The sequence below is a fragment of the Pseudonocardia oroxyli genome (assembly GCF_900102195.1).
GTDB classification, from domain to species: Bacteria; Actinomycetota; Actinomycetes; order Mycobacteriales; family Pseudonocardiaceae; genus Pseudonocardia; species Pseudonocardia oroxyli.
In genome coordinates this window covers 378,444-402,591 of record NZ_FNBE01000003.1, presented here as the reverse complement: position 1 = coordinate 402,591, position 24,148 = coordinate 378,444, and the positions used below count along the sequence as shown (strand labels likewise).

General features: G+C 73.0%; 20 protein-coding genes. 13 read left to right on the top strand and 7 right to left on the bottom strand.

The annotated features are described in order from the left end of the window. Window positions 1-171: 171 nt before the first annotated feature. Window positions 172-1,077: an ABC transporter permease gene (locus BLS43_RS06835; RefSeq protein ID WP_093078379.1), complete on the bottom strand. Its 906-nt coding sequence runs from the start codon at window positions 1,075-1,077 to the stop codon at window positions 172-174. Window positions 1,078-1,096: 19 nt separating this feature from the next. Continuing rightward, complete coding sequence (locus BLS43_RS06830) at window positions 1,097-3,880, bottom strand: alpha/beta fold hydrolase (protein WP_093078376.1); 2,784 nt, start codon at window positions 3,878-3,880, stop codon at window positions 1,097-1,099. A gap of 158 nt (window positions 3,881-4,038) precedes the next feature. On the opposite strand from BLS43_RS06830, the gene BLS43_RS06825 reads away from it, so the two are divergent. The 3 genes from BLS43_RS06825 (at window position 4,039) to BLS43_RS06815 (ending at window position 7,901) form a co-directional block, all read left to right on the top strand. After that, window positions 4,039-5,577 (top strand): metallophosphoesterase, encoded by a 1,539-nt coding sequence (locus tag BLS43_RS06825; protein WP_093078374.1) that lies wholly within the window; start codon window positions 4,039-4,041, stop codon window positions 5,575-5,577. 241 nt (window positions 5,578-5,818) lie between these two features. Further along, window positions 5,819-6,922, top strand: coding sequence for a TerC family protein (locus BLS43_RS06820; RefSeq protein WP_093078371.1), 1,104 nt, complete (start codon window positions 5,819-5,821; stop codon window positions 6,920-6,922). Between the two features lies 1 nt (window position 6,923). Beyond that, window positions 6,924-7,901 carry a TerC family protein gene (locus BLS43_RS06815; RefSeq protein WP_093078369.1) on the top strand — a complete coding sequence of 326 codons (978 nt, stop codon included), beginning with the start codon at window positions 6,924-6,926 and terminating at the stop codon, window positions 7,899-7,901. A 38-nt stretch (window positions 7,902-7,939) separates the two neighbouring features. Here BLS43_RS06815 and BLS43_RS06810 read toward each other — a convergent pair whose 3' ends face one another. Next, window positions 7,940-8,428, bottom strand: coding sequence for a metallophosphoesterase family protein (locus BLS43_RS06810; RefSeq protein ID WP_093078366.1), 489 nt, complete (start codon window positions 8,426-8,428; stop codon window positions 7,940-7,942). Next, window positions 8,425-8,799 (bottom strand): FKBP-type peptidyl-prolyl cis-trans isomerase, encoded by a 375-nt coding sequence (locus BLS43_RS06805; protein WP_093078363.1) that lies wholly within the window; start codon window positions 8,797-8,799, stop codon window positions 8,425-8,427. The genes BLS43_RS06810 and BLS43_RS06805 overlap by 4 nt, the downstream gene beginning before the upstream one ends. Window positions 8,800-8,900: 101 nt before the next feature. Here BLS43_RS06805 and BLS43_RS06800 point away from each other — a divergent pair, with 101 nt between their 5' ends. Together BLS43_RS06800 and BLS43_RS06795 are read left to right on the top strand one after the other, a co-directional pair. Further along, on the top strand, window positions 8,901-9,764 hold the full coding sequence (locus tag BLS43_RS06800) for an MOSC domain-containing protein (protein WP_093078360.1): 864 nt from the start codon (window positions 8,901-8,903) through the stop codon (window positions 9,762-9,764). A 24-nt stretch (window positions 9,765-9,788) separates the two neighbouring features. Further along, on the top strand, window positions 9,789-11,249 hold the full coding sequence (locus BLS43_RS06795; protein ID WP_093078357.1) for an MFS transporter: 1,461 nt from the start codon (window positions 9,789-9,791) through the stop codon (window positions 11,247-11,249). A gap of 57 nt (window positions 11,250-11,306) precedes the next feature. On the opposite strand, the gene BLS43_RS06790 is transcribed toward BLS43_RS06795, so the two are convergent. After that, window positions 11,307-13,346: a S9 family peptidase gene (locus BLS43_RS06790; protein WP_093078354.1), complete on the bottom strand. Its 2,040-nt coding sequence runs from the start codon at window positions 13,344-13,346 to the stop codon at window positions 11,307-11,309. A gap of 192 nt (window positions 13,347-13,538) precedes the next feature. Here BLS43_RS06790 and BLS43_RS06785 point away from each other — a divergent pair, with 192 nt between their 5' ends. Continuing rightward, window positions 13,539-13,727 carry a hypothetical protein gene (locus tag BLS43_RS06785; RefSeq protein ID WP_093078351.1) on the top strand — a complete coding sequence of 63 codons (189 nt, stop codon included), beginning with the start codon at window positions 13,539-13,541 and terminating at the stop codon, window positions 13,725-13,727. Window positions 13,728-13,887: 160 nt separating this feature from the next. Here the strand turns inward: BLS43_RS06785 and BLS43_RS06780 are convergent, their stop codons facing one another. Further along, window positions 13,888-15,123 (bottom strand): LCP family protein, encoded by a 1,236-nt coding sequence (locus tag BLS43_RS06780; protein ID WP_093078347.1) that lies wholly within the window; start codon window positions 15,121-15,123, stop codon window positions 13,888-13,890. Window positions 15,124-15,503: 380 nt separating this feature from the next. Between BLS43_RS06780 and BLS43_RS29270 the strand changes: the two genes are divergently transcribed. Together BLS43_RS29270 and BLS43_RS06775 are read left to right on the top strand one after the other, a co-directional pair. Further along, window positions 15,504-15,776 (top strand): hypothetical protein, encoded by a 273-nt coding sequence (locus tag BLS43_RS29270; protein ID WP_143029957.1) that lies wholly within the window; start codon window positions 15,504-15,506, stop codon window positions 15,774-15,776. Window positions 15,777-15,793: 17 nt separating this feature from the next. After that, complete coding sequence (locus BLS43_RS06775) at window positions 15,794-16,054, top strand: hypothetical protein (RefSeq protein ID WP_143029956.1); 261 nt, start codon at window positions 15,794-15,796, stop codon at window positions 16,052-16,054. A 10-nt stretch (window positions 16,055-16,064) separates the two neighbouring features. Here the strand turns inward: BLS43_RS06775 and BLS43_RS06770 are convergent, their stop codons facing one another. Further along, window positions 16,065-16,739 (bottom strand): MBL fold metallo-hydrolase, encoded by a 675-nt coding sequence (locus tag BLS43_RS06770; RefSeq protein ID WP_093078339.1) that lies wholly within the window; start codon window positions 16,737-16,739, stop codon window positions 16,065-16,067. Window positions 16,740-17,190: 451 nt separating this feature from the next. Between BLS43_RS06770 and uvrA the strand changes: the two genes are divergently transcribed. From uvrA to BLS43_RS06745, 5 genes are all read left to right on the top strand, one after another. Further along, the gene (gene uvrA / locus BLS43_RS06765; RefSeq protein ID WP_093078336.1) at window positions 17,191-20,106 is read left to right on the top strand and encodes an excinuclease ABC subunit UvrA; all 2,916 of its coding nucleotides are present in this window, start codon (window positions 17,191-17,193) and stop codon (window positions 20,104-20,106) included. Window positions 20,107-20,335: 229 nt separating this feature from the next. After that, window positions 20,336-21,460, top strand: a complete 1,125-nt coding sequence (locus tag BLS43_RS06760) for an ABC transporter substrate-binding protein (RefSeq protein ID WP_093078333.1) — start codon at window positions 20,336-20,338, stop codon at window positions 21,458-21,460. 43 nt (window positions 21,461-21,503) lie between these two features. After that, window positions 21,504-22,352 carry an ABC transporter ATP-binding protein gene (locus BLS43_RS06755; RefSeq protein ID WP_237192103.1) on the top strand — a complete coding sequence of 283 codons (849 nt, stop codon included), beginning with the start codon at window positions 21,504-21,506 and terminating at the stop codon, window positions 22,350-22,352. Further along, window positions 22,352-23,191 (top strand): ABC transporter permease, encoded by an 840-nt coding sequence (locus BLS43_RS06750; RefSeq protein ID WP_093078330.1) that lies wholly within the window; start codon window positions 22,352-22,354, stop codon window positions 23,189-23,191. Before BLS43_RS06755 ends, BLS43_RS06750 begins: the two co-directional genes overlap by 1 nt. Further along, complete coding sequence (locus BLS43_RS06745; protein WP_093078327.1) at window positions 23,191-24,093, top strand: ABC transporter permease; 903 nt, start codon at window positions 23,191-23,193, stop codon at window positions 24,091-24,093. Before BLS43_RS06750 ends, BLS43_RS06745 begins: the two co-directional genes overlap by 1 nt. Window positions 24,094-24,148: the final 55 nt, after the last annotated feature.

Genomic DNA, 24,148 nt, shown 5'->3' with positions numbered 1-24,148 from the left:
CAAGCGTCAGCGGGCGGCCGGAGCTGTGACGCGTGACGCTGGGGACGCCCGAGCGTCGCGGAGTGACGCTTGGGACGCCCGAGCGTCGGCGGGCGGTCGGAGCTGTGACGCTTGGGACGCCCAAGCGCCGCTGAGCGACGCTTGGGCGTCCCAAGCGTCACTCAGGCGCGCTCAGCTCGTGATGTCCTTACGGTGGAAGCGCCAGGCGGCGGCGGCGAAGAAGACCGCGGCGTAGGTGATGCTGCTGAACAGGCCCCGGGTGATGTCGCCCCAGTCCGGCGCGCTGCTCAGCAGGCCGGACCAGGCGGTGGCGTAGTGGGTGGGGAGGTAGTTCCGCAGGCCTTCCAAGGCGGTGATCTGGTCGAGGATCTGCGAGACGATCGACACCATCACCGCGCCGCCGACGGCACCGAGCGGGGCGTCCGTGCTCACCGACAGCAGCAGCGCGAGACCCGCCACCCACAGCAGCGACAGCGCCACGTACACGCCGCCGAGCAGGACGCGGCCGACCGCGACCCCGTAGCCCAGCGACTCCCCCGTGGGGCTGACCAGGTCACCGGCGCCGTACGCGAGCGTGCCCACGACCAGCGCGACCACCGGCAGCAGGAGCACCGCCGCGAAGGCCAGGAATCCGGCGATCAGCGCCTTCTGTCGCAGCAGCCGCGCCCGGGGGATCGGCGCCGCGAGCAGGTAGCGCAGTGACGACCAGCTCGCCTCCGCGGCCACGGTGTCGCCGAAGAACAGCGCCGCGACCACCACCAGCAGGAACCCGGCGGACGCGAACAACGCGAAGATCGCGAAGTTGGGTCCGCTGCGTTGGCCGAGATCGACGAGGCTGACGGACTGTCCGGTCTCGTCCCCGCTGCTGAGCGCGAAGGCGATCCACAGGATGACCGGCAGCAGCGCGACCAGCCCGAACGTCACCTGCGTGCGGCGCCGTCGGAGCTGGCGCACCAGCTCGACGCGCAGCGGCAGGGTCCGCCCCGGCCGGTACGACGAGGCGGGGGAGCCGTCCGCCCCGAGGAGCCCGACGTGCCCCTTCCGCGTCGAGACGTCCTGGTACTTCGCGTCGCTCACGGCACTCCTCTCTCGGCGCTCACGGAGCGGTGTCCTCTCCGACGAGCTGCAGGAACGCGTCCTCGAGCCGGCGGCGCGGACCGGCCGACTCCACCGACACCCCGGCCGCGACCAGCGCCTGGACCGCGGACGCGCGGGGCGTGCCGTTCAGTTCGGCGTGCACCGTGGTGCCTTCCGCGGCGACCTCCCGCACCCCGTCGAGCGCGGTGAGGACCTCGACGGCGCGGGCGGGCGCGTCGACGCCGAAGCTGGCCGCCCCGCCGCCCGCGATGATGTCCGCGACGGTGCCGTCCGCCACGACCCGCCCGTGGTGCATGACGACGACGTGTGTGCACGTCTGCTCGACCTCCGCCAGCAGGTGGCTGGAGACGAGCACCGTGCGGCCGCCCTCGGCGTAGCGCCGCAGCAGGTCGCGCATGGCGTGGATCTGGGGCGGGTCGAGCCCGTTGGTGGGTTCGTCGAGCACCAGGAGCTCGGGCAGGCCCAGCATGGCCTGAGCGATCGCGAGCCGCTGGCGCATGCCCTGGGAGTAGGTGCCCACCCGCCGGTGCACCGACTCGCCGAGGCCCGCGATCTCCAGCGCCTCCTCGAGGTGCGCCTCGTCGGTGGGGCGGCCGGTCGCGGCCCAGTAGAGCCGCAGGTTGTCCGCGCCGGAGAGGTGCGGCAGGAAGCCCGGTCCCTCCACGAACGCGCCGATGCGGGCGAGCACCGGCGCCCCCGGCCCGACCTCCTGGCCGAAGGCCCGGATCGAGCCCTTCGACGGCGTGATCAGCCCCATCAGCATGCGCAGGACGGTGGTCTTGCCCGCGCCGTTGGGCCCGAGCAGGCCGAGCACCATGCCCGGTCGGACCGTGAACGACACGTCCTTGACCGCGCTGAACCCGCCCCGGTAGGTCTTCGCGAGACCGCTGATCTCCAGCGGCAGCCCCTCGCTCGCCGGGGTGTCGCCGCGGCGGCGGAACCGGAACACGAGCCAGGCCGCCAGTGCCGCGGCCAGCACGACCGCGATCCCGACGACCGGCCACAGCGGCACCGTGTTCGGCGTGACGGCCCGCCCCGGGACGACCGGCACGGTCAGCCCGCCCTGGAGCCCGACCTGCCAGACCGCGGGCTCGCCGGGGGAGGCGAAACCCTGGTCGGTCGTCCCCACCGACACGACGAGCGTGTTGCCCGCCTCGATCGGCGCCACGACGCCGGGCAGGGTGACCGTGACCTGCGCCGGTGTGCCGTCCGCCGGGACCGCCACCCGGAAGGGCGCGACGGCGCTGCCCAGCAACGCCCGCTGGCCGCCGGGGGAGTCCTCGAAGACCTTCGCGAACAGGACCGCCTCGGCGGGCGCGGCCTGCCCGGGCACCCGCGCGACGGTGACCGTGACGCGAGGCGCCCCCGCGACCAGGACCTGGGCGGCGAGCGGCTCGGCGCGGAAGGTCGCGGACTGGCCGGGCAGGTCCGCGGTGAACGCCGCGAGCCTGCTGCCGAGGCTCCCCAGCGCGCCGCCGAGACCGGGCAGCGAGGTGAGGGCGGCCGGGACCCCGCCGGGCGGGTTCAGGACGACCTGCGGGTCGCCGCCCAGCCCCACGACCTGCGTCTCGACGTCCGTCGGGTAGGCGTCCGCCACGACCGAGCGGGTGGTGGCGGTGTTCTGCCCGGCCCGGATGCCGCTCTCGACCTCGTACCGGAACGCGGTGCCCGGGTCCTCGCCGACGCCGCGCAGGTGGAAGTCGAACCACGCGCCGATGCGGTCGCGGACCTCGGGGCCGGGGGCGCCGCCGTCGTGCCCGCCCGCGTACCACTCGACCTGCACCGGGGTGCCGGTCGCGGCGATCTCCCGGGCGTTGGCGTCCGCCTGGTCGAGGCCGAAGAGCGTGTCCTGCTCGCCCTGGACGAGCAGGGTGGGCGCGGTGATCCGGTCGGTCACCGAGGCGGGCGAGGACCGGGCCAGCAGCGCCTGCGTCGACGGGGAGAGGGTGCCGGTCGTGGCGGCCTCGGTGAAGGCCGCGCACACGGCCGGGTCGAACCGGCCGCAGACCAGCGGTGCGCTCGGATCCGGGGCCGCGCCCCCACCATCCGCACCGCCCGCACCATCCGCACCGCCCGCACCGCTCGCGCCACTCGCACCGCCGCCGCGGGCGCCACCCGAGCCGACCGAGAACAGCGTGCCCGCCCAGCCCTTCTTGAACACCCCGTCGCCGGCGGCGGCGCCGCGGGCCGGGGTGTCCTCGGGCAGCGCGGCGGTCGCGGCGGAGTTGGGGAACAGCGCCTGGTCCAGCGCGTTCCACGTGATCACCGGGGCGATCGCGTCGATCCGCCGGTCGTAGCCCGCGAGCAGCAGGGCCAGGGCCCCGCCGTAGGACCCGCCCGTGACGCCGACCCGCGGGTCCCCCGGGCCGTCCTGCTGCACCTCGGGCCGCGTCGCCAGCCAGTCGACGAGCTGCTGGGCGTCCGCCACCTCGTAGTCCGGCGAGTCGAGCGCGATCTGCCCGCCGCTGGTCCCGAACCCACGCGCCGACCAGGTCAGGACGACGTAGCCGCGGTCGGCGAGCTCGCGGGCGTCCGCGTCCACGGACTGCTTGGTCGCGCCGAAGCCGTGCGCGACGAGCACCGCGGGCGCCGGGGTGGTGGCGGGCAGGTAGAGCGTGGTGTCCAACGGGATCGTGTCGGTGGCCCCGGGGCCGCTCCGCACGTCGATCGTCTGCTCGCGCACGGCGGGCCCGGAACCGGTGGCGGCGTTCGCCACGCCCGGCGAGAGCAGCAGCACGCCGACGCAGACGAGCACGCCGCAGGCGCGGAGGAGACGGGGCACGACGAAACCCTATTCGGGCAGGCCGACGGTGCGCGCGCCGCGCCTCAGGCGGTTCTCAGCGCCGCGACACACCTCACGTTCCGGACGAACCGCCCGGTCCCCCGGACGCGCCGGGCCGGGTCCACCGCGTCGAGGCACTCGACGGGCAGGGTCGTCGGGTGGCGACGATCCCCGAGGAGCAGGACCGCCGGCGCACCCTGCTGCGCCGCAGCCCGGTCAGCAGGCGCGCGGCGCTGCGCGGCGCGACCGGTGCGGCGGCCGCGTTGGCGCTGACCGCGGGTCCCTGGGCGCAGCTGGCGCGGGCGCAGGAACGGGTGGGTGTCGTCGGGCGCCACCTCGCCTTCGGCGACGACCCGCGCACCACGATGGCGATCGCCGCGGAGCTGGTCGACCGGCCGGGGGGAGCGGTGGCCGTCGAGCTGGGGCTGGACCCGGCGTACGGCGCGACGCTCCCGGTGGACGTCCGCAACCTCGTGAACTCCGGGCACTCCGAGCAGTACTTCGCGCACGCCGCGGCCACCGGCTTGGCGCCCGGGACGGAGTACCACTACCGCTTCCGGCTGGCGGACGGCCGCACCACGCCCGACGCCACCTTCCGCACCGCCCCGGGCGCGGGCGACCGCAGCCCGTTCGTCTTCACCGCGTTCGCCGACCAGGGCGTGAACACCGGAGGCGGGGAGGGCGCCAACCGGTATCCGGGGGACCGCGGAGACGTCGGCAAGCCCGCCGACGCGCTGACCGCGCTGGTCGCGGAGACCAGACCCGCCTTCCACCTGCTGGCCGGGGACATCTGCTACGCCGACCGCCCGGCCGTGGGCTCGTTCGACCCGGGGCTGTGGACCGCCTACTTCACCGCCGTCGAGCGCAGCGCCGCGCAGACGCCCTGGATGTTCGCCACCGGCAACCACGACATGGAGCCGAGCTACGACGACGGCGACGCGGGCCACGGCTACGGCGGCCACGCCGCCCGGCTGGCCCTGCCGACGACGGGCCCGTCGGGCTGCCCGTCGGTCTACGTGTTCACCCACGGCTGCGTCGGGGTCGTGAGCGTCGACGCCAACGACCTCTCCGCCGAGATCGACGACAACGCGGGCTACAGCGACGGCGCCCAGGTGCGCTGGCTGGAAGGGACGCTGTCCGCGCTGCGGGCCGACCCGGCGATCACCTTCGTCGTGGTGTTCTTCCACCACTGCGCCTACTCCACCAGCGAGGCCCACGCCTCCGACGGCGGAGTGCGCGAGGCCCTGACCCCGCTGTTCGACCGCTTCCGCGTGGACCTGGCCGTACAGGGCCACAACCACCAGTACGAGCGCACGGACCCGATCCGCGGCGGCCGGGCGACCCGCGCCGCCCCGGACGGGGAGACCGTGCGGCCCGAGACCGACGGCACGACCTACCTGTGCGTCGGCTCGGGCGGGCGCAACAGCAACGGCTGGCTCGACGACGCGGGCGACAGCCACCGCGGCACCCCCGGGGAGGACCGGGAGATCCGCAGCCGGGTGCACGGCGGGGAGGACGAGTCCGTCACCTGGTCGCGGGTCCGCTACCGGGGCTACGCGTTCCTGCGGGTCGAGGTCACGCCCGGCACACCGGGCGGCACCGCCACGATGGCCGTGCACGCCGTCACCGACGGCGGCGAGGAGATCGACCGCGTGGACCTCGCGCGCCCGGTGCCCGCCCTCTGGACACCCGTCTGACCTGGTCAGCAGGTGGGTTCGGTCACCCCGGGTGGCGCAGGTCGATCAGTACCGGGCAGACTGGACGGGCACCGCAGGGGAGTATCCCGCTCGCGGTGGCGTCGTCAGCACGCGGAAGGGCCCGCCGCCCGGGATCCACAATCAGGCGGACCCGGAAACCGGCGCCACTGATCCGCAGTCGCGGAGGGGAGAGACCTCGGGGCAGTTCCATGCTGCCCTCGAGAACCCTGGAGCCCTCGTCGTGAACGTGCCCGTCTGGTTGTGGATCGCCACCATCGGTGGCCTCCTCGCCGTCATCCTGGCCGACCTGTTCCTGGTCGACCACAAGCCCCACGCGGTGACGATCAAGGAAGCCACCCGCTGGGTGCTCTTCTACGTCGCGCTCGCCGTGCTCTTCGGCCTCGGCATCTGGTACTTCGCGGGCGGCCAGTTCGCCGGCGAGTTCTTCGCCGGGTACATCACCGAGTACTCGCTCTCGGTGGACAACCTGTTCGTCTTCGTCCTGATCATGTCCAGCTTCGCCGTGCCCGCCATCCACCAGCACCGGGTGCTGTTGGTGGGCATCGTGATCGCGCTCGTCCTGCGCGGCGCATTCATCGCCGTCGGCGCCGCCGCGATCAACGCCCTGAGCTGGATCTTCTACCTGTTCGCCGCGTTCTTGATCTACACCGCGGTCAACATGGTCCGCCAGGGCATGGGCGGCGAGGACGAGGAGTGGTCCGAGCCCCGCGTCGTCGGCTGGGTGCGCAGGCTCTTCCCCGTCACCGACGAGTACCACGGCTCCCGCACCACCGTGAAGCTCGACGGCAAGCGCTGGGTCACCCCCATGCTGATCGTGATGATCGCGATCGGGCTCACCGACCTGCTCTTCGCGCTGGACTCCATCCCGGCCATCTTCGGGCTCACCCAGGAGCCCTACCTCGTCTTCACGGCGAACGCCTTCGCCCTGATGGGGCTGCGCCAGCTGTACTTCCTGCTCGGCGGGCTGCTGAAGAAGCTGATCTACCTGTCGTACGGCCTCGCCGTGATCCTCGCGTTCATCGGCGTGAAGCTGGTGCTGCACGCGCTGCACGAGAACGAGCTGCCCTTCCTCAACGGCGGCGAGCCCATCCCGGTGCCGGAGGTCGGCATCGCGCTGTCCCTCACGGTGATCGTCGCGGTGCTCGCGATCACCACGGTCGTCAGCCTGGTGGCGGTGCGGCGCAACCCGGCGCTCGCCGAGGGCCACGGCGGGACGGTCTCCGTCCCCGTCGCGCACGACGCGGCCGAGGCCGCCGAGATGGACCGGCACGACCGCGAGGTCGACGAGCGCCAGGCCGCCCTCGACGCCCGGCACGGGGGCTGAGATGGACATCCCCTTCTGGGTCTGGCTCGTCACCATCGGCGTGACGATCGCGTTCTTCGTCTTCGAGTTCGTCGCGCACGTCCGCACCCCGCACGAGCCGACGATGCGGGAGTCCGCCCTGTGGTCGGCCTTCTACATCGGCCTGGCCGTGGTGTTCGGCGTCGGGATCGGGCTGGTCAGCGGCTGGAACTTCGGCGGCGAGTACTTCGCCGGGTACCTCACCGAGAAGGCTCTCTCGGTGGACAACCTGTTCGTGTTCCTGCTGGTGATGAGCGGGTTCGCGGTGCCGAAGGCCTACCAGCAGAAGGTGCTGCTGATCGGCATCGTGATCGCGCTGGTCATGCGCGGCGGGTTCATCGCCGTGGGTGCGGCGCTGATCGAGAACTTCTCCTGGATCTTCTACCTGTTCGGCGCTCTGCTGCTGGTGCTGGCCTGGCGCCAGCTCCAGCACGACGACGGTGCGGACCCGGGCGACAACGCCATCACCCGCTGGTCGCGGCGCGTGTTCAACGTGACGGACGACTTCCGCGGGGATCGGCTGACGGTGAAGGAGGGCGGCAAGCGCTGGGTCACTCCGCTGTTCATCACGGTCGTCGCCATCGGCTTCGTGGACCTGATCTTCGCCGTCGACTCGATCCCGGCCATCTACGGCCTCACCGAGGAGGCGTACATCGTCTTCACAGCGAACGCCTTCGCCCTGATGGGCCTGCGCCAGCTGTACTTCCTGCTCGGCGGGGTGCTGGAGCGGCTGGTCTACCTCGCGCAGGGGCTGGCGTTCATCCTGGCCTTCATCGGCGTGAAGCTCATCTTCCACGCGCTGCACGTCAACGAGCTGCCGTTCATCAACGGCGGGGAGCCCGTGCTGTGGGTCCCGGAGATCCCGACGTGGCTCTCGCTCGTCGTCATCGCGGCCGCGATCGCCGTGGCGACGGTGGCCAGCCTGGCGAAGACCGGCGGAAAGCTGACGAGCGAGAAGTAGCCGTGCGCGGCGATCGTCGCCAGGGCGACGATCGCCGCTCACAGGTGGTGCAGGTCCACCCGGAGCTCGCCGTCGACCGCGGTCGCCGTCATCCACGTGTGCGTGGGTCGGCGGCGGCGGTCCGTGGGGGAGCCGGGGTTCAGCAGGCGCAGGCCGGTGGCCGCGGTCGACTCCCAGGGGATGTGGCTGTGGCCGAAGACCAGCACGTCCACGTCCGGGAAGCGGGCGGCCATCCGCCGCTCCCGGCCCTGCGCGGCGCCGGTCTCGTGGGTGACCGCGAAGCGGAGGCCGCCCGCCTCGAAGCGGGCGACCTCGGGGAGCCGCGCGCGCAGCTCGGGCCCGTCGTTGTTGCCCCAGACGCCGACGACCCGGGGTGCGCGCTCCTCGAGGGAGTCGAGCAGCCCCGGGTCCATCCAGTCACCCGCGTGGACCACCAGGTCGCACGCGTCGACGGCCTCCCACAGCCGGGCGGGCAGGTCCTTCGCCCGCACCGGCAGATGGGTGTCGGAGACGAGGACGAGCCTCACCGTACGGCGACGAGGTCCACCACGAAGATCAGCGTCTCGCCGCCCTTGATCACGCCGCCCGCGCCGCGGTCGCCGTAGCCCAGGTGCGGCGGGATCACGATGCGCCGGCGGCCGCCGACCTTCATGCCCTGCACGCCCTGGTCCCAGCCCTGGATGACCTGGCCGGCGCCGAGCCCGAAGTCCAGGGTCTGACCGCGGTTGTAGGAGGCGTCGAACTCCTCGCCGGTGGAGTGCGCGACCCCGACGTAGTGCACGGAGATCCGGTTGCCCGCCTTCGCCTCCGGGCCGTCGCCGACGGTGATGTCGGTGATCTCGAGGTCGGTGGGGGCGGGGCCGTCGATCGGGTCGACGTCGGGCTTCTGCGGGGCCACGGCGGGTCCTCCTGGAGTTCGTCCTGCGGTCGGCCGCCCACCCTGCCAGACCCGACCGTCCGGACGTGGCGCGCCCCCGCACCGACGGGGTAGGGAGGGGCATGCAGATCCGATCCCTCCACCGCTTCCCGGTCAAGTCGATGCAGGGCGAGGAGGTCGAGTCGCTCGCGCTGCTGCCGGGCGGGGCGCTCGGCGACCGCGCCTACGCCGTCGTCGACGCCGAGGACGGCACCGTCGCCAGCGCGAAGTACCCGCGCAAGTGGGGGGCGCTGCTCGGGTGCTCGGCCGCCTTCCTCGGCGACCCCACCCCGGACGGGCCCCCGCCGCCGGTCGCCGTCACGCTGCCGGACGGCCGGGTGCTCGAGTCCGGCGAGGCGCTCGACGCCGCCCTGTCCGACCTGCTCGGACGGCGGGTCGTGCTCTCCGCCGACCCGGTGGCGGGCGCGGAGTTCGAGGAGCAGTGGCCGCAGATCGAGGGCCTGGCACCGCAGAGGTTCATCGACGACACCACCGTGGAGCACAGCGACGGCGAGGCCGTCAGCCGGATCGCCACGGCGGGGCTGACGCCGTCGGACTCCTTCCTCGACCTCGGCGTCCTGCACCTGATGACGACCTCGACCCTGGCCGCGCTGTCCGCGGCGGCGCCCGAGTCCGTGTTCGACCTGCGCCGCTACCGGCCGAACCTGCTGCTGGACACCGGCACGGAGCCGGGGTTCGTCGAGGACGAGTGGGTCGGGCGCACGCTCGCCGCGGCGGACGCGCGCATCACCGTGACCATGCCGACCATGCGCTGCGTGATGACGACGCTCGCCCAGCCCGGCGTCCCCGAGGACCGGAACACGCTGCGCACCATCGCGAGGAGCAACCGCCGCGCGATCCCCGGCCTCGGCACGTGGGCCTGCGCGGGCGCCTACGCCGACGTCGACGCCCCGGGGACCGTGCGCGTGGGGGAGCGGCTGACCTGAGCCGGCGGTAGGTTCCCTCGTGCAATGACGAGCACCGAGACCTACACCCCCGACCCCCGCCGGTGGCGGGCGCTGAGCGTCACCCTCGCGGCGGGGTTCATGTCCCTGCTCGACGTCAGCATCGTGTCCGTGGCCCTGCCGTCGATCCAGCAGGGCCTCGGGACGAACCCGGCGGGTGCGCAGTGGGTCGTGTCGGGCTACGCGCTGACCTTCGGGCTGGCGCTCGTCCCGGCGGGCCGCCTCGGGGACGCGTTCGGCCGCCGTCGGATGTTCCTGATCGCGCTGACCGCGTTCGTGCTGTTCAGCGCCGCGTGCGGGGCCGCCCCGACGATCGGGCTGCTGGTCGTGGCGCGGCTGTTGCAGGGGCTGGCGGCGGGTTGTCTGGCCCCGCAGAACTCGGGGCTCATCCAGAACCTGTTCCGCGGCGCCGAGCGCGGCCGGGCGTTCGGGTTCTTCGGCGCCACCGTGGGGATCTCGACGGCCGCGGGCCCGATCGTCGGCGGCCTGCTGCTGGCCGCGTTCGGGGAGCCCGACGGCTGGCGCTGGATCTTCTACGTCAACGTCCCGATCGGTGTCCTCGCCGTGGTCCTGGCGGCGCGGCTGGTCCCGAGGGTCGGCACCGGCGGGGACCGCAAGCCGATCGACTGGACGGGCGCGGCGCTGCTCGGGGCGGCAGTGCTCGCGCTGCTGTTCCCGCTGGTCCAGGCCGAGTCCGGGGGAGTGGCGCGGTACTGGTGGCTGTTCCCGATCGGCGCGGTGCCGGCCGGGGCGTTCCTGTGGTGGGAGCGCCGGGAGCTGCAGCGACGGCAGGAGCCGCTGCTGGACCTGCGGCTGATCACCGAGACCTCCGGCTACGCCTCCGGGGCGTTGATCGGGATGGTCTACTTCACCGGCTTCTCGGGCGTGTGGATCGTGTTCGCGCAGTTCTTCCAGAGCGGGCTCGGGTACACGCCGCTGCAGTCGGGGCTCTCCGTCACGGCGTTCGCGGTCGGGTCGGCGGTGTCCGCGGTCGTGGCGGGCAAGCTCGTCGAGCGCTACGGGCGCAGGCTCACCGTGTTCGGGTTGTCCCTGGTCACCCTCGGGATCGCGGCCGCGGCGGTGATCCTGCTGCTCGTGCCCGGGGACGTCGCCGGGCTGTGCGTGGCGCCCGCGCTGCTGGTCGCCGGGATCGGCGGCGGGTTCGTGATCTCCCCGAACATCACCATGACCCTGCGGAACGTCCCGGTCCGCATGGCGGGCTCGGCGGGCGGCGCGCTGCAGACCGGCCAGCGGGTCGGCGCGGCGATCGGGACCGCGCTCGTCGCGGGCGTGTTCTACGGCGTCCTGGCCGCGGCCGGGAACTCCTACCCGGCCGCGATCGCGGGGGCGCTGGCCCTCGCGGTGCTGACGACGGTCGTCGCGCTCGCCGTCGCCGTCGCCGACCTGCGCCACGCGGGCGGCGGCACCGTCCCCGAGCCGAGCGAGCACCACGTCTCGCACGACTGATCCACCCGTCGGGAGCGGGGCGGTCGGAGATCGACCGCCCCACTCCTCAGACGTGGATCACGCCCCCAGCGACCGCTTGAGGAAGTCCACCTGCAGGAGCAGCAGGTTCTCCGCGACGACCTCCTGGGGCGTCATGTGCGTGACGCCGGAGAGCGGCAGCACCTCGTGCGCCCGGCCGGCGGCCAGCAGGGCACTCGACAGCTGGAGCGTGTGCGCCGCGACCACGTTGTCGTCCGCGAGGCCGTGGATCAGCATCAGCGGGCGGTGGGTGCCCTCGGCCGCCGCGTCGGGGAACAGCGAGGACCGGTCGTACGCGGTCGACGGCGGCAGCCCCAGGTACCGCTCGGTGTAGTGGGTGTCGTAGAGCGCCCAGTCCGTGACCGGGGCGCCCGCCACGGCGGCGTGGAAGACGTCCGGGCGGCGCAGCACGGCGAGCGCCGCCAGGTAGCCGCCGAAGGACCAGCCGCGGATGCCGACCCGGTCCAGATCGAGGTCCGGGTGCTCGACGGCCAGTGCCTGCAGTGCCTCGACCTGGTCGTCGAGCACGGGCTGGGCCAGGTCGAGGTGCACCGCGCGCTCGAACTCCGGCCCGCGCCCCGGCGTGCCCCGCCCGTCGACCACCACCACCGCGAAGCCCTGCTCGGCGAACCACTGGCTGGTCAGGTGGGCACCCCTGGCCTGGACCACGCGCTGGGCGTGCGGGCCGCCGTAGGGGTCCATCAGGACCGGCAGCGGGGTGCCGGGCTCCCACCAGCTCGGCAGCAGCAGCGCGGTGGCGAGCTCGCGGGAGCCCAGGCGGTGCAGGGTGATCCGCGGTTCCAGCTCCGGGACGATCGCGTGCGAGGTCAGCGGCCTGCCGGACACCGTCGTCCGGGTGGGGGTGGTGAGGTCGGTGGAGCTCAGCACGAGCGTGCCGCCCGCCCGGGTGCCGGAGTGCAGCCCGGTGGCGGGGGACAGGCGCTCCAGACCCTCCGCGGACCAGCTCCACACCGCGGTGGAGGTGGGCTCCTCCGAGGCGGTGAACAGCACGGCGTCGTCCACCCCGAGCACGGCCCGGACCAGGAGCGACGGCGGCGTCACCGGCTCGCCCGCGACGAGGAGCCTGCGCGCGTCGTCGACCTGCACGAGGCGTCCGTCGTCGGTCCGTGCGGGCACGCCCGGGACGATCTCCACCCAGACCGGGTCGGTGCGCTCGTCGAGCGGGGTCGTGGCGCCGGTGGCCGGGTCGACGGCGACGGTCCGCAGGGCCCGCTGGTCCCGCGGCTGGGTCTGGATCATCAGGCCGTGGGCGTCCCACACGACGTCGACCAGGTACTCGTCGGCGAACGGGACGGGGGTGCGGGTCCCGTCGAGCCCCACGATCTCGAGCGTGACGGCGGCGTTCGGGGTCCCCGCGGCGGGGTAGGCGACCTTTGTGGGCTCGCGGTCCGGGTGCGCCGGGTCGCTGATCCACCACGTCCGCACGGGCGACTCGTCCACCCGCGCGACGGCGAGCTGCTCGCCCGACGGCGACCACCAGAACCCGCGCATCCGGCCCATCTCCTCGGCCGCGGCGAAGTCCGCCAGACCGTGGGTGACCCCGGGCTCCGCGGCCACGGTGGTGGTGCGGCCCGTATCGATCTCGTGGACGTGCAGCGCGCCGCCCGCCACGTAGGCGATCCGCTCCCCGGTGGGGTCCAGCCGCGGGTCGACGACCGCGCCCTCGGTCTCGATCAGCCGCGGCGCGAGACCCCCGGCGAAGTCGGCGAGGAACAGCCTGCCGGACAGCGGGAACACGGCGCGGGTCAGCGCGCGGTCGGTGGCGTAGGACACGATCCCGCCCGCCTGCTCGCGGGCGCGTTCGCGGCGGGCCCGCTCCTCGGCGGGGAGGTCCTCGTCTCCTCCGTGGCCTGCGTCCAGCTCGTGGGGGTCGACGACGAGCCGCTCCTCCGCCGTCGCGACCTCGTAGGACCACAGGCGGGTCACCGGGTCGGTGCCGGAGCCGCTGCGCAGGAACGCGACCCGGCCGCCGTCGGGGGAGACGGTGGCCCCGCGCGGTGCGCCGAGGGTGAAGCGGCGGGTGCGGGCGTGCAGTCGGGGGAAGCTGTCCGTGCTCACGCGCGCAGTCTGCCGCAGGCGCGCCGGACCCGATCGCGGGACGGCGCCGAGCGGGCGGACGCACCCACGTGTCACCCGGGCGGAGGAACCGGCGTCCGCTCGTCCCACCGCCGCCACCACCCGCCCCACGACCCGTCGCCGCGGGGCCACCGATCCGTTGCCCACACATCCCCACCAACGGAGGTGTGAAGGATGATCAACGTGTCGTTGTCCGGACGGGCCCTCGCGGCCGCCCGCTCGGTGGACCCGCTCGTGTCGCCCGCGGCGGTGCACGCCGCGGTAGAGATCGCGGTGGCCGAGCAGCTGCGGGAGGTGGCCACCTGGCCCGCCGAGCGGATCCGTGCCAAGGCGGACGCCATCACGGCGCCCCAGTCGGGCTAGTGCCCCGTGCGACAAGGTTCGGCACCGAACTCGGCGGCCCAGCCGCACGCGGGCGGCGTTGCCGGCCCGCGCAGTACGCCCGGTACGGCCTGCGGACCGGCGGCCTTGCCCGCGAGCGGCTGGACCACCGATTCCGGCACCAACCTTCTCGCACGGGGCACTAGTTCACGCAGGGCACCCCGGCGGCGTCGAGCACCGGCCGGTTCGTCCACGGGTCGGCGGGCTGGGCCGTCGTCGTGGGCGCCGGGGCGGTGGTCTCGGTGGGTCCGCTCGCGCGGATCCGCGACGGGTCCGGGGTGGTCGGCGAGCCGGTCTCGCCCGCCCGCGCGTCGGAGTACAGGACGGTGTGGGTGAACTGGCGCACGGCCGCGTCGTCGACCTCGACGGCCACGCCGTCCGCGGGCGTGCGCAGGTCCGGACGCAGGGTGGGGATGGTGCGGAACACGACGTCCCCGCCCGCCACCGTGCCGAGCTGCCCGACCAGCTGCTGCAGGTCCCACCCGGTGTCGAGCACCACGTAGCGGGTGATCACGCCGATCAGGGCGGAGACCTGCGCCGGGTCGGTGAGCGTGCCGGTGCTGAGCACCTGGTGGGTCAGCCCGGCGAGGTAGGCCTGCTGGCGGGTGACCCGGTCGAGGTCCCCGCCGTCGAGCCCGTGGCGCTGGCGGACGAACGCGAGCGCGCTGTCCCCGGTCACCGTCTGCGGGCCCGCGGGCAGGTCGACGCCGGAGTAGGCCCGGTCGTCCACCGGGGCGTTCAGGCACACCGGCACCCCACCGAGGGTGTCGGTCAGCTCGACGAACCCGGCCAGGTTCACCTCGGCGTAGTGGTCGACGGTCACCCCCGAGACCTGCTCGACGGTCGCCACCAGCGCCGCCCGGCCCGCCTCGCGCCCGGCCCGGTCTAGCTCGGCACCGGCCACGCCCTGCGCCCGCAGCCGGGCCTCCGCGGCCCGGTAGGCACGCCCGTACGCCGAATTGATCTTGTGTCGCCCGCTGCCGTCCGCGAGCTCCACGTACGAGTCCCGGGGGAAGGACACCGAGACCACGGGCGCGCCCGCATCGGCGGGCACCCGGACCAGCATGATCGTGTCGGTGTGCAGCTCGCCCGCGTCGTCGCCCGCGTGGATGCGGGCCAGCAGCTCCGGGGGCAGCGGGTCGCCGTGGGCGTCGGTGCGGCTGTCCATGCCGACCAGCAGGGCGGTGTAGCTGCGCCGGGGCTGCGGGGTGGGGTCGGCCGGTCGCGTGGCGAGGACGTCGCTCGTGGTGCGATCGTCGTCCAGCGTGCGGGTCAGCGACCAGACGTAGCCGGTGCCGGCGAGGACGCCTGCGGCCAGGAGCGCGACGGCGGAGCGGCCGAGGGTCGACGCGACGCGGCGGACGCGGGATCGGTCCATCTGTCCTCTCAGGGGCGGGTGCACCGTGGATCCCGGTTCCTGATCCCGACGGTGCGACCCGACCGGAGGAGTCTGGTGTGTGCGGACCTTACGACGATTCGCGCCCCGCCGCCCCGCCGACCACCCGTCCGGAGCAGCAGCGGCGTCCGCACCGCCGACGCCGGTCGCCGCCGCACGGCGCCACTCGGGCCGTGCCGACGCGCGGGCAAACTCGTTCGGGTGAACACGCTCCCGCGGAGTAACCAACGGTCGCTGCGCCTACCAGACTGATGCCCGCACGCACGGATCGGGGTAGGGGGATGCGACGGGTGAGCACGCACAGGGCGTCGACGAGCACCAGCGGCGGGTTCCGGGCCGTCTCGAAGCCATCCTCGCCTCCCGTGCCCTCTCCGCGGGCAGGCTCCCCGGCCACGGTGGGGGAGCAGGCCGCGCGCCAGGGGTGGGCGCCCGCGCCGCGGTCGAGCCCCGCGCACACCCCGCCGCGCGGACAGCGGGCCGTGCCGGGCGGCGACGGCACCGCACTGCGGGTGCTGCGCGCGGTGACCTACGTCCTGGTCTCGGTCGCGAGCCTGCTGTTCATCCTGCTCGTGGCCTGGGGCGTGGTCTCCTACCTGCGGCTGAGCACGGAACTTCCTCGCCTGTTCGGCGGCTGAGCCGTACCCTCGACGTCATGAGACCAGGGGGTGTGCTGCTGCCCGCCACGCGGTCGACGCGCCACCCGGTGCCGCGTCCGACCCGCGGGGCGGCGCTGTCCCCGCGCCTGCGCGCCCTGCCCACCGTGAACGCCGCCGTCGCGCCCTCCGGGGGCCCGGAGCGGCCCAGCGAGCGGCAGCGCCGCCGCGTCGCGGAGCAGGCCGCCGTGGGCGAGGGCTGGACCCCGCCCACGGACCTCGAGCCGGTCGTCCCCGCCCAGGCCGTCGACCTGGACTGAGACCCCCGGGTCACCAGCCGCGCTCGCGCCATTCGGCGAGGTGGGGGCGCTGCTCGCCGAGGGTCGAGTCGTCACCGTGGCCGGGGTAGAACCACGTGTCGTCCGGGAGCTCGGCGAACACGCGGGACTCCAGGTCGTCCATCAGCTGGACGTGGTCCTCCACGGTCTGGGTGCGGCCGTGCCCGCCGGGGAACAGCGAGTCTCCGGTGAACAGGTGCGGGCGGTCGGGGCCGCGGTAGAGCAGCGCGATCGACCCGGGTGTGTGGCCGCGGAGGTGGATGACCTCCAGCTGGATCTCGCCGAACTCGACGACGTCTCCCTGGCCGACGAGCTCGTCCATCGGGATCGGGAGCTCGCCCGCGTCCTCCGGGTGGGCGATCTGGCGGGTCTGGAACATCCCGGCGACCGCGCCGAGCGCCTCCCAGTGGTCCTTGTGCCGGTGCGTGGTGACCAGGTGCCGCAGCTCGGGGCGGTCGTCCGCCGAGCCGACCAGGTCCGCGATCCGCTCCGGCTCGTTGGCCGCGTCGATGAGCAGCGCCTCGCGGGTGGCCGTGCAGACCAGCAGGTAGGCGTTGTTGTCCATCGGCCCGACCGACACCTTGTTCACCGTGAGCGGGCCGAGCGCGCGGCGCAGGGCCGGGCCGCCGGGGTCGGTGTGCCCGCTGTACTCGTCGAGGACGTCCACGCGGGCACCTTAGGGCGTGTCCCCCACTCCACCGCCACCGCTCCCGGCGCCCACGTCGCCGCCGGCGGCGTGCTCACCCGCCCCGTCGCTGCGCTCCGACCATCCCCCGGCGCCGGACCGCCCGAATACGCCCGGTATGAGGGCGGTCCGGCTGCCTTGCCGGCGGCGACGTGGATCACCGGGCCCGGCGGCGCCGGAGTGGGAGACACACCCTATCCGGACCCCGGGGACCTCGCGGTCGAACATGCGTGCGAGAGTGGAAGACGGAGGGGTCCCGGTGCGTTGAAGGACTCGCATGTCGGGGTTTCCGACCCTCGGCGCGGGGCATCCGGCGCGCGGGGTGGCCCATCCGCCGACGCCGTCTGTCGAGACACCGTTCCCGACGGTTTCTGTCGGTGCCCCCGCTTAGCATCGACAGTGCATCCGTCCGTTCTCCGAGGAGGCCCCCGAAGTGGCATCCGCCCGCACCCCGTACGAGGCTCCGCGACTCGTCGTCCGTGGCGCGCGTGAGCACAACCTGCGCGGGGTGGACCTCGACCTGCCGCGGGACAGCATGATCGTGTTCACCGGCCTGTCCGGGTCCGGGAAGTCGAGCCTGGCGTTCGACACGATCTTCGCGGAGGGCCAGCGGCGCTACGTGGAGTCGCTCTCGGCCTACGCCCGCCAGTTCCTCGGGCAGATGGACAAGCCGGACGTCGACTTCATCGAGGGCCTCTCCCCGGCGGTCTCGATCGACCAGAAGTCCACGAACCGCAACCCGCGGTCCACGGTCGGCACGATCACCGAGGTCTACGACTACCTGCGTCTGCTCTACGCGCGGGCGGGCGTCCCGCACTGCCCGGTCTGCGGCGAGATCATCGAGAAGCAGACCCCGCAGCAGATCGTCGACCAGGTGCTGGAGATGGCGGAGGGCAGCCGCTTCCAGGTGCTGGCGCCCGTCGTCCGCACCCGCAAGGGCGAGTTCGTCGACCTGTTCACCGGCCTGCAGTCGCAGGGCTACTCGCGCGTGCTGGTGGACGGCACCGTGCACCAGCTCTCCGACCCGCCGAAGCTGAAGAAGCAGGAGAAGCACGACATCTCGGTGATCGTCGACCGCCTGGCGGTCAAGGCGAGCGCCAAGCAGCGGCTGACCGACTCGGTGGAGACGGCGCTGCGCCTCGCGGACGGCATCGTCGTGCTGGACTTCGTGGACCTGGACGAGGCGGACCCGCACCGCGAGCGCAAGTTCTCCGAGCGGATGGCCTGCCCGAACGGGCACCCGCTCACGCTGGACGACCTGGAGCCCCGCACCTTCTCCTTCAACTCGCCCTACGGCGCGTGCCCCACCTGCTCGGGCATCGGCATCAAGAAGGAGGTCGACCCCGAGCTCGTCGTGCCGGACCCGGAGATGTCGCTGGGCGAGGGGGCGGTCGCGCCCTGGAACAACGGGCACACCGCGGAGTACTTCGGCAGGCTGCTCACCGGGCTGTCGAAGGCGATCGGGTTCTCGATGGACACCCCGTGGCGCACGCTGCCCGCGGAGGCGCAGAAGGCCGTGCTGCACGGGTCCGAGGACCAGGTGCACGTGCGCTACCGCAACCGCTACGGGCGTGAGCGCGCCTACTACGCCAACTTCGAGGGCGTGATCCCGTTCCTCGAGCGGCGGATGGAGCAGACCGAGTCCGAGTCGCAGCGGGAGCGGTACGAGGGCTACATGCGGGACGTGCCGTGCCCCGCGTGCAAGGGCGCGCGGCTCAAGCCGGAGGTCCTGGCCGTCACGCTGGGGGAGCGGTCGATCGCGGACGTGTCCGCGATGTCGGTCGCCGAGTGCTCGGTGTTCCTCAACGGGATGGAGCTCAACGAGCGCCAGTCCATGATCGCGGGCCGGGTGCTCAAGGAGGTGCAGGCCCGGCTCGGCTTCCTGCTGGACGTCGGGCTGGACTACCTCTCCCTCGACCGCGCGGCGGGCACCCTGTCCGGCGGCGAGGCCCAGCGCATCCGGCTGGCCACGCAGATCGGGTCCGGCCTGGTCGGCGTGCTCTACGTGCTGGACGAGCCGTCGATCGGCCTGCACCAGCGGGACAACCGGCGGCTGATCGACACGCTGACCCGGCTCAAGGAGCTGGGCAACACGCTGATCGTCGTCGAGCACGACGAGGACACCATCCGGGCGTCGGACTGGGCGGTGGACATCGGGCCCGGCGCGGGCGAGCACGGCGGCCTGGTGGTGCACTCCGGGCCGGTGGCGGAGCTGGAGTCCCACGACACGTCGCTGACCGGCGCGTACCTGTCCGGGCGGCGGAGCATCCCGGTGCCGGACGTGCGGCGCACGCTGGACCCGGCGCGCACGCTGACGATCGTGGGGGCCCGCGAGCACAACCTGCGCGGGATCGATGTGGACATCCCGCTGGGCGGCCTCGTGTCGATCACCGGCGTGTCCGGCTCCGGCAAGTCGACGCTGATCAACGACATCCTGGCCACGGTGCTCGCCAACAAGCTGAACGGCGCCCGCCAGGTGCCGGGCCGGCACACCCGGATCACGGGGGTCGACCAGCTGGACAAGCTCGTGCGGGTGGACCAGAGCCCGATCGGCCGCACCCCGCGGTCCAACCCGGCCACCTACACCGGCGTCTGGGACAAGATCCGCACCCTGTTCGCGGCCACGACCGAGGCCAAGGTCCGCGGCTACCAGCAGGGCCGCTTCTCGTTCAACGTCAAGGGCGGGCGCTGCGAGGCGTGCTCCGGGGACGGCACGATCAAGATCGAGATGAACTTCCTGCCGGACGTCTACGTCCCGTGCGAGGTCTGCAAGGGCGCCCGTTACAACCGGGAGACCCTCGAGGTCCACTACAAGGGCAAGACCGTGGCGGATGTGCTGGACATGCCGATCGAGGAGGCCGCGGAGTTCTTCGCGCCGATCACCTCGATCAGCCGGTACCTGACCACCCTGGTGGACGTCGGGCTCGGCTACGTGCGGCTCGGCCAGCCCGCCCCGACCTTGTCCGGCGGCGAGGCGCAGCGCGTCAAGCTGGCGTCGGAGCTGCAGAAGCGGTCCAACGGGCGCACGATCTACATCCTCGACGAGCCGACCACGGGCCTGCACTTCGAGGACATCCGCAAGCTGCTGCTGGTGATCAACGGCCTGGTGGAGAAGGGCAACACCGTCGTGGTCATCGAACACAACCTGGACGTGATCAAGACCTCGGACTGGGTGATCGACATGGGTCCGGAGGGCGGGTCCGGCGGCGGCACGGTCGTCGCGCAGGGCACCCCGGAGCAGGTCGCCGCGGTCCCGGAGAGCTACACGGGGAGGTTCCTCGCCGATCTCGTCACGCCCGCACCGGCGGCGCGCAGGAAGGCTCCGCGGCGGCGCAAGGCCGCCGTGTGACCCGGGCCGCCGGGCGGTCTCACTCACCGTTCCCGTCGGCTGGCGCTGTGTGAGCATCGGCCGGGGGTATGCGGAAGCGCGACCGTTCGGCATCACCGGCGTAACATTCCTGAAACCGCACTGATGCCGCCTTTTCCTAGATTCTGCGGGTCGGCGCGTCGGGGGACATCATGCCGAGCCTGACCGTCCGGCACCGGACGCCACCCGTACGTCGTAGGAGAACGCACACATGACGCTGCTCGTCCCGCCGCCGAACCAGCGCCCCTCGGGCCCGATCCACGACCGGCGGGGCTTCTTCCGCCTGGCAGGCCTCGGCCTGGGCGTCGGTGCCGCGGGGGTCGCCCTCGCCGCCTGCGGCGGTGGCAGCTCCAGCGGCGGCTCGTCCGCCTCGGGCGCCGCCTCGGCCGCACCCGGCGCCTACGGCACCCTCGCCCTCCAGCTGTCCTGGATCAAGAACATCGAGTTCGCGGGCGAGTACATGGCCGACTCGAAGGGCTACTACACCCAGGCGGGCTTCGAGAAGGTCGACCTCGTGACGGGCCCCGTGGACAGCGCGGACGCGCTGGTCCTGGCCAAGAACGTGGACGTCGGCCTCTCGGCGCCGGACGCCACCGCCCGCTTCATCACCGAGCAGGGCGCCCCGCTGAAGATCATCGGCAGCACGTTCCAGAAGAACCCCTTCTGCATCCTCTCCATCGAGGAGGGCAAGCCGATCCGCACGGTGCAGGACCTGATCGGCAAGCGCCTGGGCATCCAGGCGGGCACCAACCAGCAGATCTTCGCCGGCCTGCTCAAGGCCAACGGGATCGACCCGTCCCAGGTCGAGCAGGTCGTCGTGCAGTACGAGCCGACCCCGCTGACGGAGAAGTCGGTCGACGGGTTCATGGCCTACACGACCAACGAGCCGTTCATCGTCAAGGCGGACGGGTTCACCCCGGTCGTGCTGCCCTTCGCGGACAACGGGCTCCCGCTGACCGCGGAGACGTTCACCGTGCTGCAGGAGACCATCGACAACGACCGGGACAAGCTGAAGGCGTTCCTGAAGGCCGAGATCCAGGGCTGGAACGACGCGGTGGCGAACCCGGCCGAGTCCGCGCGGCTCGCCGCCGAGGTCTACGGCAAGGACCTGGGGCTGGACGTCCCGGGCCAGACCGAGCAGATGACGGCGCAGAACGATCTCGTGGTCAGCGCGGACACGAAGGCGAACGGGCTGTTCACCCTCACCGACGCCCTGCAGGGCGAGATCATCAAGGCCCTGGGCGACATCGGCATCTCGATCACCGCGGCCGACCTGTTCGACCTCTCGCTGCTGGACGAGGTCTACTCGGCGGACCCGAGCCTCATCAAGGCCTGACGCGGTACCCGGGACAGCGAGCGGACGCGAGGGAGGACACCGCGTGACGGAGACGACCGAGCAGGCAGCGGCGGCGGGGAAGTACTCGACCACCGATCCGGCGGCGGCCCCCGGGGTCGCCACGGGGATCAACATCCAGGGCCTGCAGAAGGTCTTCACCATGGGCAGGCGGTCCGTGCAGGCGCTGGCCGCCACGGACCTCGGGACCACGCAGAACTCGTTCCTCTCGCTGCTCGGTCCGTCCGGGTGCGGCAAGTCGACGATCCTGCGGATCCTCGCGGGGCTCGAGACCCCGACGGAGGGCACGGCGCTGATCAACGGCCGGTCCACCCGGGAGATCCAGCGCGACCACGAGCTCGGCATCGCCTTCCAGGAGGCGGCGCTGCTGCCGTGGCGGTCGGTCACGAGCAACATCCGGCTGCCCCTGGAGGTCGCCGGGATCACGCCGGAGCCGGGGCTGGTGGACGACCTCATCGAGCTGGTGGGGCTGAAGGGCTTCGAGAAGGCCAAGCCCTCCCAGCTCTCGGGCGGGATGCGGCAGCGCGTGGCGATCGCGCGCTGCCTCGCAGTGCAGCCCACCGTGATGCTGCTGGACGAGCCGTTCGGTGCGCTGGACGACATGACCCGCCAGCGGCTGAACGTCGAGCTGCTGCGGATCTGGACCGAGCGCCCGGCGACCACGCTGATGGTCACCCACGGCATCAGCGAGGCGGTCTTCCTGTCCGACGTGGTGGCCGTGATGTCGCCCCGTCCGGGGCGGATCGCGGAGGTGGTGGAGATCGACCTGCCGCGGCCGCGGCTGCCCGAGCTGCAGCGGACCCCGGAGTTCCACGCCTACGTGGACCGGCTGTCGGAGATCCTGTTCGGCCGCGGTGCCGGCGGGGAGCACTGATGGCCATCGCCGCGGCGCCCGCCGCGGAGGTGCGGCGGTTCGCCGGGCTGCGCGGCGTGCCGCCCTGGGTCGGTGGGGTGCTCGGGGTGGTCGTCATCGTCGTCGCGTGGTGGGTCGCGTCGCTGACCCTCTACCAGGGCAGCGGGGCCATCCCGACGCCGCCGAGCGTTGTCGCGAAGTTCTTCGACGGCGCACAGTGGTCGGCCACGCTGAACAACGCGTCGGGCACCGTGGGCTCCGCGGCCCTGGGGTACCTGTGGGGCAACCTCGGCGCGATCGTGCTGGCGATCCTCGTGCTGCTCGTGCCCGCACTGGAGCCGCTCGCGAACCAGATCGCGGTGGTCACCTACTGCATCCCGCTGGTGGCGATCGGGCCGGTGATCGTGATCGTCGCCGGACGGGACTGGCCGTCCGGTGCGTCGGTCGTCCTGGCGGCGTTGAGCTGCTTCTTCACCACGGCGGTCGGGGCGCTGCTCGGGCTGCGGGCGGCGCCGCGCGCCAGCATCGACCTGATCAAGGCCTACGGCGGCGGCACGTGGACGTCGCTGCGCAAGGTGCAGCTGATCTCCGCGCTGCCCGCGCTGTTCGCCGCCCTGAAGATCGCGGCTCCGGCCGCGTTCCTGGGCGCGATCCTCGCCGAGTACCTCGGCAGCGGCGGCGACTCCACCCTGGGGCGGGCGATCATCGCCGCCCAGACCCAGTCGGACGCGCCGCAGCTGTGGTACCTCGCCCTGGTCAGCGGGATCATCTCCGGCGTCGGGTTCGTGCTCGTCGGGCTGATCGCGCGGCTGGTCACGCCCTGGACGTCGACAGGCGACGTGCCTGCGGGAGGCAAGTGATGAGCGCGGTCGTGGAGAACGCCCCGACGACCGGCCAGGCGTCGGCGACGGTGAGCGGGGGGACCGCCTCGCGGGCCATCGCGCAGAAGGCGGGGCGCGCGGTCCTCACGATCGTCGTCGCGCTGATCGTGCTCGGCCTGCTGTGGCAGCTGCTCCTCACGGTGTTCGACGTGTCCGCGTTCGTGGGCAAGTCGCCGATCAACGTGTTCCAGTACCTGTTCTCCGCCGAACCGCCGCGCGGGATCCGGCCGGCGTCGATGAGCGCCGAGCAGGCCCGGGCGGAGTCGTTCGGCGCCTTGGGGAACACCCTGCTCAACGCCCTGATCGGGTTCGCCTCCGGCATGGTCCTCGCCACCCTGGTGGCCATCGCGTTCGTGCTCTGGAAGCCGGTGGAGTTCGCGTTCATGCCGATCGCGATGCTGCTGCGCTCGGTGCCGCTCGTCGCGATGGCGCCCCTGCTCCTGCTGATCTTCGGGCAGGGGAAGCTGGGCATCGCGGTGATCGCGGCGATCGTCGTGCTCTTCCCGGTTCTGGTGAACGTGGTCGTGGGCCTCAACTCGGCCTCGCCCCAGTCCCTGGACCTGATCGCGGTGAACGGCGGGTCGGCACTGACCGCGCTCGTCAAGGTGCGCATCCCCTCCGCCCTGCCCGAGTTCCTCGCGTCGATGCGGATCTCCGTGCCGGGCGCGTTCGTCGGCGCGATGCTGGCGGAGTGGCTCGTCGGGTTCAGCGGGATGGGCGGCGTGCTGTCCGGCTACCGCGGGGCGGGCAACTACGGCGGCGTCTGGACGATCGTGACGCTCTCGGTCGTCGCGAGCATCGTGCTGTACGAGGTGGCGACGGTCTTCGAGGCCTGGGTCCTGAGCCGGTGGGGCCCGAACGCGGGCGTCAGCGCAGGCTGAGCATCATGGAGCCACAACTGTCGTTTCGGGGCCCGACAACGACAGTTGTGGCTCC